This window comes from Pseudomonas sp. B6001, from assembly GCF_013386015.1.
Lineage (GTDB): Bacteria > Pseudomonadota > Gammaproteobacteria > Pseudomonadales > Pseudomonadaceae > Aquipseudomonas.
The window spans coordinates 146,326-159,847 of the sequence record NZ_JACAOX010000018.1 but is presented as its reverse complement, the minus strand read 5'-3'; the positions used below and the strand labels follow the sequence as shown (position 1 = coordinate 159,847).

Here is a 13,522-nt window from a genome sequence, read left to right as displayed (position 1 = left end):
GGGCGCAGCTTCGTTGCCTTGTAGGAGAGGTAGTTACAGTGTCAGATGCGCGAGCAGGCTATCGCGAATCAAATCAAGGTCAGCATCGGTGAACCCTAAAACCTCCCGCTGTTCGTAACGCACGTCAGGAGCGCCAGGCTCTGCACGATCCTTCAAACCATACTGGTGAACCCTGGCAATTCGAGCGATACGCCCCGTGAACCCAACCGTTACGGCGTTGCTATCACCACGGACCTTGAGGTATGACGCTGTCCGTAGCTTCTTGAACATCGCCAGCTTGCGGCGAATACGACCCTGTTTCCCGCGAAGATCACGCTTTTTTCGAGGCGCATATTTGCTGCCATCCGGGTTTTCCTGCGCCATCATTCGTTTCTGCTGGCTGCGGCGCAGCTCCTGTCCAATGGTCCGAGCAAGTTTGCTGCGCTCCCCTGGCTCCAACCGTGCCAGTAGAACCGCCGCCCAGGTCTCCAACGCCTCCAGGTTATTTGCCATCGGGCACTATCCACTCACTGGTGTTGCCCTGGGCCCCGGGCTTCCAGTTCGGATCGAGATAACCCGCCACGCGCTGAGGTTCGTTCGGGTGTTTGACGGTGGTGTTGCCCTGGTCATCGTTGCCAACGACTACCCGCTCTGTCAGCGGCAGGGTGATGCTGAGGTCCACTTTGTCCTTGTCGAGGATGTCGGCTTCGAACTTGATGCCGTCTTTGACCTTGTCGAGGTTTTCCAGCAGCTCGGACTGGTTGACGCTGAGCCAGCCCAGGATCGGCAGGATCACGCTGTCGGGGTGGCCGGCGAATTCGGTGAGGATTATCTGCAGGTCAAAGCTGTATTCAAACGACAGGGTATGGGCGGCGGTGCAACGAACCCTGCCGTTGTCGATGAATATCAGCAGTCGGTCGGGGTTGTGTTTGAACTCGGCAACGGTGGCCAGCAGGTGGGCGCGCAGGCTTTCGGGCTTGTTCATGGTTGGGCCTGCTGGTGTTTGTAGACCATGTCGACCTGGGCAGCGCAATCAGCCCAGGCAGCTTCGGCGCGGTCCTGATCGGTCAATTGGTCCCCGTTATTGCGCGGGCTGGTCGCCGGTAGTTGGCACGGCACCACGGCCGGACAGCCAGTCACGGTAAGCTGCGGCGCCGATGAGGGCGGGGCGCTCGCGCAACCGGCGAGCAGCGTCAGGCAAAGGCTGATCAGCCCAGTTCCGTAGTTCGGCGTTTTCACGTTTAAGGTCCTCTATGGTTCGCTCGCGTTTCGCCAGCCCCTGGCGCAGTTGATCCTGTTGGACGCGCAGGTTGCTCTGGGCGTCGCGCTCCTGGTTCAGGGTGGCGGTGAGGGTGTTGGCGGTTTCCAGGTTGCGGTCAGCGTCCTTCCGGGCATCCGCGGCCTCCTTTATTGCAAGCTTGGTCTTGTTTTCTGCGGCGTTGATGCGCTGTTGCTGGCCCCAGATAATCAGCGACAGGGCGCCCAGCAGGGCGAGGCCATAAAGGGCCTGGCGCAGGGTGCTCACGCGCGGTACCAGCCGAGTTTGTTCATAGCTGCGGTGTCGAGCTGCTTGACGGGGCCACGCACGATCACGGCCCGCGCGCCGTTCATTATCTGGATGGACTCGGCCAGGAGCTGCATGTCGTCATGTTCGGACGACGCCGGCACCACCAGCACGTCACCGTCCTGCACCCGGAGTTTTTCCACCGCGTCGAAGTCGATCATGCCGCCACCCCTTGCCCACACTCGCAACCGGCGTGCCGTTCGTAGGCGCGCTGGAGCTTGGTGTCGTAGAGATTTCGCAGATAGTCCGGCCCGTTGTAGAGCTTGGCGAACTCGGCCCACTTGCGGGCTTTCAGGGCCTTGTGTAGCACTGGATCGGTCTCGATAAAGCGGGTGAAGGCGTCGAACTGCTGTGATTCGCCGGCACTCATTGCCGCCACAAAGTCCTGCACGCTGGCATAACCGAGGCGTTTCCAGTGGAACCCCATGATCTGGAAGGCACCCCAGGAAGCCGACTCCAAGGCGGCGGTGTCGTCGATCAGGCGGGCCATGGCCAGGCGTTGGTGCTCGGCGGTACCGCCGATGTATCCGCCAGGCTTTGGGTTCACCAGGGCGGGGTTGGCGGTGGCTAGTTGGTCAGCGTGACGCTTGAGTTCGGCCGGGTCATCGCCCGCGTTTCGAGCCGTGGCGAGCTGGCGGTACATGATGTGGCGTTCGAACAGGATCACCGGCTTCCCGTTGTCGAGAAAGCCCTTGCCCTTGGATTCCACTTCATTCACCGCGTAGATGCTCGCCAGCGGTACGCCGAGACGTTCGGCAGCGACCACCAGGTCGTTGTTGCGTAGCAGTTGGGTACAGTCGCTACCGGCAAGACTGGCTTGAGTCTTGGTGCCGGCGACGCCGTCGGCGACCAGGCCCATTTTGACCTGGTACGCGCGGACGGCGGTTTCTGTGGCGTCGCCATAGTCACCGTCCGGCACGACGTTGGCACCGTTCTTGTTGAGACTCTTTTGCAGCATCAGCACCGCTTGCGAGCGGTCACCGTGGCGAAGGGTGGTCATAGTTGCTCTACCTTTCGGTTGAAAAACCTCTTGGCCGCAGCGCGGGTGCCTTCAACGCCGAGCAGGCCGATTACCCCGCCGAAAAATGGCGCGGTGGAGGTCGGGATGCCCAGCAGCGCCAAGCCATGGCTGGCGGCCAGTGCCAAGGATCCGCACAGCGGAGCCTCGACCACCATGCGGCGTAGGGTGCCGCCGCCGTACATGATTCGCAGGGCGGCGATGATCAGGGCGAGGACTCCGGCGTAAAGAGTCGGCCAGTTCTGTTCGAGCCAGGCGGCGAGCCAGGCCCAGGTGTCGGGACGGTCAGGCATGCGCTTCATTCCGTTGTCCAGGGTTGGTGGGTTCAAGGGCTTGGTGCTGCGGTGTCAGTCCCATAGGTTCACCATCTGCCGCTGGGGCGCGCTGGCTTGGACTTCGGGCATGTTGACGACAAGGCCTTGCGGCAGGATTGGGCCGTGGTCGGCCAGGCCTGGGTTCGCTTCAAGTACTGCCTCGGTGACGCCTGCAGTGCGGCCGTAGTGGCGCCAGCAGAGGGCGTCGACGGTGTCGTTCTGATTGGCGCAGACGGCGACAGGCATCAGATCAGCTCCACGGTGGTGCGGCTGATGCCGAGAAAGTCACGGACAGCCCAGCGCAGATCGCGGCGGTAGTCGTCGATGGTCGGGGCGACATCTTCGGCTTTATCGTTGCCTGTATTGGTTGCGCTGTAGTCGCGGTACCGCTCGCAGACTTCGGCGCCGGTACCGGCCTCGATCGCACGCCGGTACAGGTGAGCCTGGACCGATACATCGTTGATCTTGTCGTCAGGGACGTCGGCCAGCGTGGTGTAACCGGCGGCCAGTTGCTGGGCCTTCCACAACTTCAGCTCGCGATTGAGATTGATCGCTGCAGCGATTACGGCCGTTTCCAGGCGAGCGGGGGTGACGCTGTTGTCGATGCGTAGAGTGGCGCGGAGCTGCTCAAGGTCTATTGAGGGCCAGAACGGGTCGGTGTTGATGTGACCGCCCGTGACTGGGCCGCTGGCTACAAATGCGCTCATGGAACAGCACTCAAAAATGGGTCGCCGGTGGTCGGGGCTTCACGTTCAGGAGGAGCGGCCTGGCCGATCCGCCCCGAGCCGGCGGGGTGCGTGGGGACGCTCGGTTAGCTGCTGGGAGCAGCGAATTTTTTGAGGAGGCGCTCAACGCGCTCCAGATCCTTCTTGCCACCGCAGTTGGTGTTCAGCTCGATGGCGCGGGCCAAGTGGGTTTTGGCGGACTCCAGAGTGCCGAGGACGATCAGGCGGTTTCCTGCTGGATCCTCGTCGGAAACTTTCTCGGCATACGCCTTGCCCAGTGCAAGGTGCAGCTTGGCCTTGGCCTGATCCGGCATGTCCTCGTCACCTGCGATCTGCTCGGTGCGTAGCAGCAGATCCAGATCAAAGGTTCCGCCGGCCTTCTGCGCTTTCAGCGCCACTTCGGCGATTTCTTCCGCGACGATGGTGCCGGTGGTGCGTTCGAAGCGGTCAGGCATCAGCAGCGCGTGGTGGATCACGTATTCCGCAATGTCCAGGGCACCGGCAAAGTCTGTGGCGTCCATGCGCCAGACCATCAACGTGGTCAGCACCTGGTCCTGGGCGCCTTTGCCTTCGGCGAGAACACCTTCCACGTAGGGGACATACTCAGGCAGCAATTGCCGTTTCAGTTCCGCCTTGCCTTCGGTCGATTGCACCTGTTTCAGGCGCAGATAGTCTTGCTGGAGCTTGGCGAGGTGCAGCTCGTAAACAGATGCGCCTTCCATGGTCATGGCAGGACCTGCCACGGCAGCCGCTGCAACGGCTGCTGTGACGCGCTGGAAGTGGCGGCGGCAAGGATTGGTCATGGTTGCCCGCCTCAGCTCAGGGTGATGTTTTCGGCCATGGCAGCGCAGCCCAGGTCTTCAATCACATAGCTTTCGTTGACCGATTCGAAGTTCTCGATGCGGTCGCGTTTGGCGTTGTCGACGACGGTGCGGCGCCGGGTGTTTTCCTGCCAGTAGATCGACAGGTTGTCGAGGCGGGTCACCAGCAGGCCGTTGGGCGGGAAGTGCGGCACGCGCACTGCGGGCAAGTTACCGATACGTTTCTGGCTGGTGACGATATCGGCCGCAAGCATTTCGGTCGGCGCCTGGGTTTTGTTGATGATCGGGAAGTACTTGTCGGCCAACAGTTGGCGACCGCAGATCACCACCAGGTCGGTGTCCTCCTGATACCAGGGCTCGATGAACTCGTTGACCATGCTCACGACCAGGGCGTCGATATTTTCGAAGTCCTTGCCGGCGCCGATCTGGATCTTTCCGCTGCCGTCGACGACTTCCCTCATCACACGAGCAGGGTTTTCCAGGCGCATTTTCTCCAGCCAGCCAACGTTGACGTCCTGCAACAGTTGGTTGAGCGTCGGGTTGGAGGTGGCGGCACGACTGGTGCCGTTCCAGCCGATCATGATCCGGTTGAGTGCCTGGGCCTTGATGATGGCGTCGCGAATACGCGCCTGGAAGTCCTTGAACTTGGCCCACTGATCCAGCTTCTGGTAACGGATGCCGGTGTCGAAGTTGGTCTGGGTGCAGACGTACCCACGGTTATCCAGTCCGCTCGGGTCGCGCGGCTCGCGGTCCTTGACGGTTGTGTCGGTGGTGCTGGCGATGGTGCCGTCGATACCGATGCCGATTTTTTCACCGGACTGCTCGGACACGCCAAACACATTGATGGCGCTGAGGAAGGCGCTGGACTCCTGGATACGGGTTTCCAGGGTCTGGGCCACGCTCGGTGCGGCGGTAAATTTGGTGGTGACGTCGCTCACGCCGTGCAGCTGCGCGAGTTGTTGCAGGTAGGCGTTGTACAGGACGCGGGTATCGTTACGCATGGTGTTCTCCGATGTTCCTTGGCTGGGTGTTGTCCGTGATGTGAATCAGCAGTCAGTGACGAGCGCGCCGTCACCGCCCGTAGCCGGCGGGCGAACGGAGTACTGCGGTTTTTGTCCGGTGGTGTCCGGGGTTTTTTCGAGCTGGGCAACCAGAGCCGTGAAGTCGGCGGACAGCTTGTCGTGGGCGATCTGCAACTTTTCGCGGGCCGACTTTTCGGTGGCGAAGGTTTCGCCCTGGCTGGCGACATGCTCGGCCATGGCCTCGACGGCCTCGCCCAGTTCAGTGAATAGAGCGGCGTCCTTGCCTTCCTTGTCCTTGCTCTTGCCGAGGAGTTCGAGAACGCGGGTGAACAGGCCTGTGACCTTTCCGCTTTCGTCCTCAACTTCTTCGAATTCAAGTTCGATCTCGACAGCCTCGGAAAACAGGTTGCCAGGATCGCGCTTACGGGCTGCCAGTGGGTTCATGTCCGGGTGTTGAGCGCTGAACGTCAGCATCTCGGTGCCCAGGCTGGCCGGGGTGTCGGTAACCGCGATGCCGTCCAGGTAGGCCCGTCCGGTGTCGGCGAACTTCGGACGAATCTCGATGCTGGTGTACATTTTTTGCCGTGCCTTGTTCATCGTGATCAGGTCGGCGGTCGGTTCAATCCGGGCAAACAGGGCGAGCTTTTTGGCTCCGGCAATTTCGACTTCTTCGGTCTTCAGCGCGACCACATCGCCGTAAGCACGGAAAGGGCTATCGGGCAGCAGGCTGCGCATATGCTCGATCCACACCCGTGCACCGTAAGTGTTCTGGCTGTAGGTCTCGGCGGCATCGACCAGCCATTGCCGTTCGATCTGGCGACCGTCGGTGGTGGCGCCTTCGACGGCGACGCGGAAGAACTTGGAGAGCTGTTTTTTGCCTGGGTTGTCGGTTTTGCCGGCCATGCGTGGATCCTCAGAGCGGTGGCTGTGTGCCTTGGCGATGAGCGCATGTTGTTGAGCGCGAGCGCGACGGGCAACGAGGCGCTGTTGTAGATCGAGGGGCTACAAGGACCGGAGCGAGAACTGTACGCGCGCGGGCGGCAGCATCTGCGCCATGAATGCCATCGTCGAATTGCCCACTGATCACCGCCGCCATGCCAAGCACCTGTATTGGCAGGGCTATCGCGTGTGCGAGATCGCAGAGCTGATCGGGGAGAAAGAAAAGACCCTGCACAGCTGGAAGGCCCGCGACGAATGGGACCGCGCGACACCTCTGGAGCGTATCCAGGCGGCGACCGAGGCCCGCCTGGTGCAGTTGATCCTGAAGGACCCCAAGTCAGGATCGGACTACAAGGAAATTGATCTGCTGCACCGCCAGCTGGAGCGGCAAGCCCGCATTCAGCGCTTCAACGACGGCGGTACTGAAACCGAACTGAATCCGAACTTGGCCAAGCGCAACGAGGGGCCGAAGAAGGCGCCGAAGCGCAACGAGTTCGACGAAGAACACATCGAAAAACTGACTGAGGCGTTCATTGATGGCTGTTTCGGTTATCAGCTGGATTGGTACAAAGCGGGTAACCAGCGGACCCGGGCGATCCTCAAGTCACGGCAGATCGGCGCGACCTACTATTTCGCCCGTGAAGCGCTGATCGATGCATTGACGACTGGTCGCAACCAGATATTTCTGTCGGCCTCAAAAAATCAGGCGCATATCTTCAAGGCCTACATCCAGGCCTTTGCCCGCGAGGTGGTGGGTGTCGAGCTGACGGGCGATCCGATCATTCTGGGGAATGGGGCGGAGCTGCACTTCCTGGGCACCAACGCCCGGACCGCGCAGGGTTACCACGGCAATTTTTACTTCGACGAATTCTTCTGGACGTTCAAGTTCAAGGAACTCAACAAAGTCGCCAGCGGCATGGCGATGCAGAAACAGTACCGCCGGACCTACTTTTCGACCCCTTCCAGCATGGCGCACGAGGCCTATACGTTCTGGACGGGCGAGCGGTTCAACAAGGGCAAACCGGCGGCGCAAAGGGTAAAAATCGACGTATCCCACGACGCTCTGCAACAGGGTCGGCTGTGTGAGGACCGGGTCTGGCGGCAGATCGTCACCATCCTCGACGCGGAGGACCGTGGCTGCGACCTGTTCGACCTCGACGAGCTGCGCCAGGAGTACGACGCCGAGGCATTCCAGAACCTGCTGATGTGCCAGTTCATCGACGACGGGGCGAGCATTTTCCCGCTCGCGATGTTGCAGCCGTGCATGGTGGACAGTTGGGACCTCTGGGCCGAGGACTACAAACCGTTTGCCGCGCGGCCGTTCGGGGATCGTCAGGTCTGGGTTGGTTACGACCCAGCAGAGAATGGTGACAGCGCTGGATTGGTGGTGATCGGGCCGCCCATGGTGCCTGGTGGCAAGTTCAGGGTGCTGGAAAAACACCAATTCCGGGGCATGGACTTTGCGGCCCAGGCTGAAGCCATTCGCCAGGTCACCAGACGCTACTGGGTGACTTACATCGGGATTGATATCACCGGCATGGGCTCCGGCGTGGCGCAGCTGGTGAAGCAGTTCTTCCCGAACATCACCACGTTCAGCTACTCGCCTGAAGTCAAAACCCGCCTGGTGCTGAAGGCTTATGACGTCATCAAAAACGGCCGTCTGGAGTTCGATGCAGGCTGGACCGACATGGCGCAGTCATTGATGGCTATCCGCAAAACAATCACCGCCTCCGGGCGCATGTTCACTTACACGGCCGGTCGCACAGACGAGACGGGCCATGCCGACCTGGCGTGGGCGCTGTTCCACGCACTGCACAACGAACCCCTTGAAGGGCAGACCACGGCGAACACCGGATTTATGGAGTCCTACTGATGAGCAGACGTAAGCGCGGAACCCAGCTGGCCACCGCTCAGCCACCCGTTGAAGGGGATTTGCTGCCGCCTGAGTCCGGGCCGGTTGAAGCGTTCACTTTCGGTGATCCTGCTCCCGTGCTGGATAGCCGGGAGATCCTCGACTACCTGGAGTGCTGGGCCAATGGGCGTTGGTTTGAAACCCCGATGTCCATGGACGGCCTGGCGAAAACGACCCGGGCCAGCGTGTACCTGCAGTCAGGGCTGAACTTCAAGCGCAACATGCTCGCCCGCACGTTCGTTCCCCACCGGCTGTTGAGTCGCCAGGCCTTTGAGCAATTCGCACTGGACTGGCTCTGGTGTGGCAACTGCTATCTGGAAAAGCGCAACAACATGCTCCGCAACACCATGGGCCTGCTGCCGCCACTGGCGAAGTACATGCGCCGAGGCGTGGACATGGAGACCTATTACCAGGTGCGTGGCTGGAAGGACGAGCACGAATTTGCCCCCGGTTCGGTCTGTCACTTGCGCGAGGCCGATATCAACCAGGAAATCTACGGCCTACCTGAGTGGCTAGCTGCGCTGCAAAGCGCACTGCTCAATGAGAGTGCCACGCTGTTCCGGCGCAAGTACTACAACAACGGCAGTCACGCCGGTTTCATCCTGTACATGACCGACGCGGCGCAGAAGGAGGAGGACATCGACTCACTGCGCACCGCGCTCAAGAACTCGAAAGGGCCAGGCAACTTTCGAAATCTGTTCGTGTATGCGCCGGCTGGGAAGAAGGACGGCATTCAGCTCATCCCGGTGAGTGAGGTCGCTGCCAAGGACGAATTCAGCTCGATCAAGAACATCAGCCGCGACGACTTGCTCGCGGCGTTGCGCATTCCACCGCAGTTGATGGGCATCGTGCCGCAGAACGCGGGCGGTTTTGGGTCGTTGCGGGAGGCTGCTGAGGTTTGGGCGGTCAACGAGCTGGAGCCGTTGCAGGCGAGGCTGGCCCAGGTAAACGAGTGGCTGGGGGAGGAGGTTGTCAGCTTCAAGGAATTTGAGCTTCCAACGGGGGGGAAGTAGTACCCCCGCGCAGTAAACGAGGCGACGAACCGGTGCGTCAACACCGGTTCGACGCTGAAACACTCGAACACGCCGAGTGCTCCAACCAAGGCCTCGCCCCACTGCGCAGGGGGTGCGAAGCCTAAGCGAATCCAATTGTCGAAACAAGGATCACTTATGAGCACACCAATAATCCCGTGGATGGGCGGCAAGCGTCGCCTGGCAGATCGTCTTATTCCGCTGTTTCCGCCGCATGAATGTTACGTCGAGGTCTTTGCCGGCGGCGCCGCGCTTTACTTCATGCGGCCTCAGGCTGCGCCGGTTGAAGTTCTCAACGACATCAACGGCGACCTGGTGACGTTGTACCGCGTCGTGCAGAACCACCTGGAAGAGTTCGTGCGCCAGTTCAAGTGGGCGCTCAGCTCCCGCCAGGTGTTTGAATGGCAGAAGATGACCAGGCCGGAAACACTCACCGACATCCAGCGGGCTGCGCGGTTTTTCTACCTGCAGCACCATGCCTTCGCCGGCAAGGTCAGCGGGCAGACCTTCGGTACCGCCACCACTGGCCCTGCCATCAACCTGCTGCGGATCGAGGAGAACCTGTCTGCTGCCTGGCAGCGGTTGTCTGGTACCTATGTCGAGAACCTGGGCTGGCTTGAGTGTGCGGAGCGCTACGACCGGCCGCACACCTTTCATTACATGGACCCGCCGTACTGGCAGACCGCTGGTTATGGCGTGGACTTTCCGTTTGAGAACTATGAGCGGATGGCCGACTTCATGCGGCGGTGCAAGGGCAAGGTGATGGTGAGTATCAACGACCACCCTGATATCCGACGCGTGTTTGAGGGGTTTCAATTTGAAACCGTGGACATTCGCTACAGTACGGCCAATCAGCGGCAGGGGAAGGCCGAAGTCAGCGGGGAGCTGGTGATCATGAACTGGGAACCGACTGTACTGGGTCGGTTGTTTTAGTTTTAGTCGCTGGGAGTCAAACTTATAACTAGCCGCATCTTTGCGGCTAGTTAAATTAGACAGGCACTAGTTATTGCGAAGCTTCTGTACCTCCATTGCCCTGCTGCCCGCATTGGTCAGCGCCGTGTAAAAAAAACCATCCTTCTCGTCTTCTGAATAATCTGCTTCTGCGATTATTTCGTAAAGTGGTATTCCATAGGCGTCAGCTACGGGCAGAAAAGATAACAGCGTCTGCCCTATTGCCTCCGAATGCTCGATGTCTGCGTTTTGAAATTCTCGAATACGTACAAATGTTTCTGGATGGTGTCCCGGTGGGGCTGTTACGTTGCTAGTGAGACACATAGGTATGCCATTTTTATCTATGTTTTTTAGAAAGTGATTTAGGTCTAGAAAAGGTATGGTGCGCCAAACATTTAATAGCTTTATTTTTAGGTGGAACTCTAAAGGCCATCCGGCTTTTAATTGGAGTTCTCTTTGGGCTTCGATAATTCCTCGAAGTACGTAGTGCACGTAGTTAAGATCAACTACGCTCGTGTTTTTTATATTGGCCTTTTCAAGTTTGTCTACAAACTCTTCAGAGTGCTTGTAGCCGGATAGATACCTTCTGATATCTTGGGTGGTTCCCTTGCACCAGTTTAACGGAATAGTAATGTCGCTGGTTAAGTCATTTCGCAAATCCCATGTCACACTTAAGTTCGTCGGATCATTGTTGTGGCACTGTCTGGCTATAATTCCTCCAGCTCTTGGATAAACTGTGTCAAACGGTAGACAGATAGGTCTTCCTGTCTTGGCTCCGAGGGTTTGTCTGACGCTATCTATGTTAAAAGTAAAGTCTGACCTAGGGACTCTCCATAAATTGGGCTTGATCATTATTCTTAAAAAAGGGGCGTTAGACTCTGCTTCTGAAAATTCCGGATCTAGATCGTGCCATTTTTTATATCTGGAAATAGTACTTTTCGATCGGTCAAACAATTTCTCAATCATGTGTCTGTCGGTTTCCGGGGTGGGTTCCGAGCCGTCTGCAATCCTGCGATAAATGTATCCGCTACTATGCACGTGCGGTGCCTCAATACTTTGAGGGACCACGACGCAAATAATTGCTCGATTAGCATCCAGACCAATTATTTCTGAAGGTCCGTGTAAGGTCCTCGTTTCGAAGTGGCATGCGGGGCTTAAGTTTGCTACAGCCTGCCTTATTCTCTGTAATGCGGCGTCTAACTCTGAAATGTCTATACCAATGAATTCGCCAGCGACAGAGTTTTCTTTGGATTCTTCCTTTATTCCGTAAAAGATCCACCCGCCGTAACTGTTGGCAAATGCAGATATGGATTTTGCAATGGCGGTTGATTTCGGTATTGCCTGTTTGTATTCAATATACCAACCTTCATTTATATTTTTTAATGCTGATAAGTCATCAGCTTTAAGGTCCTCGAAATTGTTCTCGAATGGTGAGTATTCATTCATGAATATGCATCCTTCTTCCGGGCTGTATCGAGAGTGTTAAAAAACGTTGTCTGAAGATTGCCATGAGAAAGCACTGAAAACAAAAATATGAGGGTAATTGATATCCATTCTCGTTTTCTGGAGGGTTTGACCTGGCGCGCGCTGTCGTCCCCCCACCACGCCTGCGGGCTAAATGGGTCGTTTTTTCTGCGCACCTGCGGACCATTCACAGCGGCCCAGGCTGGGCTCTTCTTGGCGTTGTAGGGAGGTTAAAAGCCTGCGGAACCCTGCGAAGGTGGATAGTTTTCGCAAACCTCACAAACGCGCATGGGCAGTCGGATCCAGTTGGTGCCTCGGGAAAAGGGTTAGGTTTTTTTTGAGTGGGGCGTATTTAGCTGGAAGGTCCGTATTTACTGGGCTTGAGGGCTAACTTTGATGGGTTAGGTTGGGTTAGGTAAAAAGTTAGGAGTGTGTAACTTGTTGTTTTTTAATGAATAAATTTAATGAATATTTAACATCAATAAAGGTTAGGTAATTACCATTGCTAACCAAAAGCTAACTTTGCCAATCCTTCGCAAACCCGCACCAGACAAGGCCTTCAGAGCATCCAGAAAAAACTAACCCTCCTAACCTGTTTCCCGTGGGTCAACATGAAAATCCTGAATGTACCTAGGCCGTGGGATCTACTGACGCCGAATGCATGATTGCGCACTCCTCATCCGCCTCACATTCGCGCGCGCTATCTCCCGCGCAGCGTTAGATGTTGTGAGTTGCTGAGGTTGCTGGGGTTGGAGCTACAGGCACTAGCGATAAGCATTGCAGCGCGACACGGCGCATATTCGCTGCGCTCTAAGCGTGAACTAATACGCGTCTTTCACACACTGGAATCACTGAGTCGATGCGTAGCCAGGCTCGGCATTGGCGAATTCCGCGTCGAACTCAAGTGACAAACGGCGAGCGCGATCAGCTTCGGTTGGTACTGAGCCTACGCACGAATAGGTCAGCCCACTTCAGAGCGTCGTACACCAAGGGTTTCAGAATTGGCTTTGAGCCGTGAACATCTCCCATATCGGAACGCAGGGTTTGCAGGACATTAGCGCCTTGGTTCAGTGCGCCGTTGAAGTTCTGCAAGAACTGCTTCAGCTTGGCCTCGTTCCACCCCAGCTCTCGAAGCTGATCCTCCATATCAGCTAACGTTCTCAGGGCCTCTAGGGACCGAGTGCATCGCTGCTGGAAGGATGCTTTGGTAGGGTCACCAAGCGAGTGCGCTGCGTAAATCTCGCTTGTTGCCGTGTCTATCGCACCACAAGCGGCTGAAATCGCCCCGCTCAAATCACCATCACGAAAGCGCTGCGATGCCTTCACAAGGTCGCTACGTGTCGCTTCCGGTAGCTGGGCGAGTTCAACGGGGTCGAACAGTTCTAGGGCCACTAGACGACTATCGACCACTCCCCATCCATGGCGCGAAAGCAGTTCACCGAGTTGCGATAGCAGCGCTGGATTTTTCTTAAGAAGCTCTTCAACTAAAATGGTCAAAAAAGCCTGTCCTTCTTTGGGATTCATGCGGCCAAACAGCGCGTCAATGGCAGTCAACAGTTGGCCTTTGGTAGCCCCATTTTCCGGGTTTTGATCTAGATGAGACAGCTTATACAGATCGATGCCGGCCAACCCGACGAGGTCCTTGATGTCATTGAACCTACATTCACCAAGGACTGATCGGATCGTCCCCCACGCTTTAACTATCGTCGTCACTGAAACTTCTCCAAGGATGTATGCCTATTGCATCGAGCTAGCATAGGTGAAACTCAGTGATCATCGCTC

The 13,522-nt window shown here is 57.7% G+C and carries 16 protein-coding genes and 1 pseudogene; 3 read left to right on the top strand and 14 right to left on the bottom strand.

The annotated features are described in order from the left end of the window. Positions 1 to 33: 33 nt before the first annotated feature. The 12 genes and pseudogenes from HX821_RS20440 to HX821_RS20390 form a co-directional block, all read right to left on the bottom strand. Positions 34 to 492, bottom strand: a complete 459-nt coding sequence (locus HX821_RS20440; RefSeq protein ID WP_177036301.1) for a phage virion morphogenesis protein — start codon at positions 490 to 492, stop codon at positions 34 to 36. Continuing rightward, the gene (locus HX821_RS20435) at positions 482 to 964 is read right to left on the bottom strand and encodes a phage tail protein (RefSeq protein WP_177036300.1); all 483 of its coding nucleotides are present in this window, start codon (positions 962 to 964) and stop codon (positions 482 to 484) included. Before HX821_RS20435 ends, HX821_RS20440 begins: the two co-directional genes overlap by 11 nt. Further along, positions 961 to 1,146: pseudogene (gene lysC / locus HX821_RS31665) on the bottom strand (Rz1-like lysis system protein LysC); the annotation flags it as partial. The pseudogene lysC and the gene HX821_RS20435, both read right to left, overlap by 4 nt. Then, the gene (gene lysB, locus HX821_RS31870) at positions 1,061 to 1,504 is read right to left on the bottom strand and encodes an Rz-like lysis system protein LysB (protein WP_177036299.1); all 444 of its coding nucleotides are present in this window, start codon (positions 1,502 to 1,504) and stop codon (positions 1,061 to 1,063) included. The gene lysB and the pseudogene lysC, both read right to left, overlap by 86 nt. Next, positions 1,501 to 1,704 carry a hypothetical protein gene (locus tag HX821_RS20425; RefSeq protein ID WP_177036298.1) on the bottom strand — a complete coding sequence of 68 codons (204 nt, stop codon included), beginning with the start codon at positions 1,702 to 1,704 and terminating at the stop codon, positions 1,501 to 1,503. Before HX821_RS20425 ends, lysB begins: the two co-directional genes overlap by 4 nt. After that, entirely contained in the window at positions 1,701 to 2,543 is an 843-nt protein-coding gene (locus tag HX821_RS20420) for an N-acetylmuramidase family protein (protein ID WP_177036297.1), read from the bottom strand. Before HX821_RS20420 ends, HX821_RS20425 begins: the two co-directional genes overlap by 4 nt. Then, positions 2,540 to 2,863 (bottom strand): phage holin, lambda family, encoded by a 324-nt coding sequence (locus tag HX821_RS20415; protein WP_017477258.1) that lies wholly within the window; start codon positions 2,861 to 2,863, stop codon positions 2,540 to 2,542. The genes HX821_RS20420 and HX821_RS20415 overlap by 4 nt, the downstream gene beginning before the upstream one ends. 45 nt (positions 2,864 to 2,908) lie before the next feature. Next, positions 2,909 to 3,121 (bottom strand): tail protein X, encoded by a 213-nt coding sequence (locus HX821_RS20410; RefSeq protein ID WP_177036296.1) that lies wholly within the window; start codon positions 3,119 to 3,121, stop codon positions 2,909 to 2,911. Further along, entirely contained in the window at positions 3,121 to 3,582 is a 462-nt protein-coding gene (locus tag HX821_RS20405) for a head completion/stabilization protein (RefSeq protein ID WP_177036295.1), read from the bottom strand. Before HX821_RS20405 ends, HX821_RS20410 begins: the two co-directional genes overlap by 1 nt. Before the next feature lie 104 nt (positions 3,583 to 3,686). Then, positions 3,687 to 4,403, bottom strand: a complete 717-nt coding sequence (locus HX821_RS20400; protein ID WP_102604841.1) for a terminase endonuclease subunit — start codon at positions 4,401 to 4,403, stop codon at positions 3,687 to 3,689. Between the two features lie 11 nt (positions 4,404 to 4,414). Continuing rightward, positions 4,415 to 5,422, bottom strand: coding sequence for a phage major capsid protein, P2 family (locus HX821_RS20395; RefSeq protein ID WP_177036294.1), 1,008 nt, complete (start codon positions 5,420 to 5,422; stop codon positions 4,415 to 4,417). A gap of 45 nt (positions 5,423 to 5,467) precedes the next feature. Beyond that, positions 5,468 to 6,346 carry a GPO family capsid scaffolding protein gene (locus HX821_RS20390; RefSeq protein ID WP_177036293.1) on the bottom strand — a complete coding sequence of 293 codons (879 nt, stop codon included), beginning with the start codon at positions 6,344 to 6,346 and terminating at the stop codon, positions 5,468 to 5,470. Between the two features lie 151 nt (positions 6,347 to 6,497). On the opposite strand from HX821_RS20390, the gene HX821_RS20385 reads away from it, so the two are divergent. The 3 genes from HX821_RS20385 to HX821_RS20375 all read left to right on the top strand — a co-directional run bounded on the left by HX821_RS20385 (position 6,498) and on the right by HX821_RS20375 (position 10,258). Continuing rightward, entirely contained in the window at positions 6,498 to 8,255 is a 1,758-nt protein-coding gene (locus tag HX821_RS20385) for a terminase ATPase subunit family protein (protein ID WP_134327121.1), read from the top strand. After that, positions 8,255 to 9,307 carry a phage portal protein gene (locus HX821_RS20380; RefSeq protein ID WP_177036292.1) on the top strand — a complete coding sequence of 351 codons (1,053 nt, stop codon included), beginning with the start codon at positions 8,255 to 8,257 and terminating at the stop codon, positions 9,305 to 9,307. The genes HX821_RS20385 and HX821_RS20380 overlap by 1 nt, the downstream gene beginning before the upstream one ends. Before the next feature lie 156 nt (positions 9,308 to 9,463). Next, positions 9,464 to 10,258, top strand: coding sequence for a DNA adenine methylase (locus HX821_RS20375; RefSeq protein ID WP_177036291.1), 795 nt, complete (start codon positions 9,464 to 9,466; stop codon positions 10,256 to 10,258). A 66-nt stretch (positions 10,259 to 10,324) separates the two neighbouring features. Here HX821_RS20375 and HX821_RS20370 read toward each other — a convergent pair whose 3' ends face one another. Together HX821_RS20370 and HX821_RS20365 are read right to left on the bottom strand one after the other, a co-directional pair. Continuing rightward, on the bottom strand, positions 10,325 to 11,722 hold the full coding sequence (locus tag HX821_RS20370) for a helix-turn-helix domain-containing protein (RefSeq protein ID WP_177036290.1): 1,398 nt from the start codon (positions 11,720 to 11,722) through the stop codon (positions 10,325 to 10,327). A 942-nt stretch (positions 11,723 to 12,664) separates the two neighbouring features. Next, complete coding sequence (locus HX821_RS20365) at positions 12,665 to 13,453, bottom strand: hypothetical protein (RefSeq protein ID WP_177036289.1); 789 nt, start codon at positions 13,451 to 13,453, stop codon at positions 12,665 to 12,667. Positions 13,454 to 13,522 lie beyond the last annotated feature (69 nt).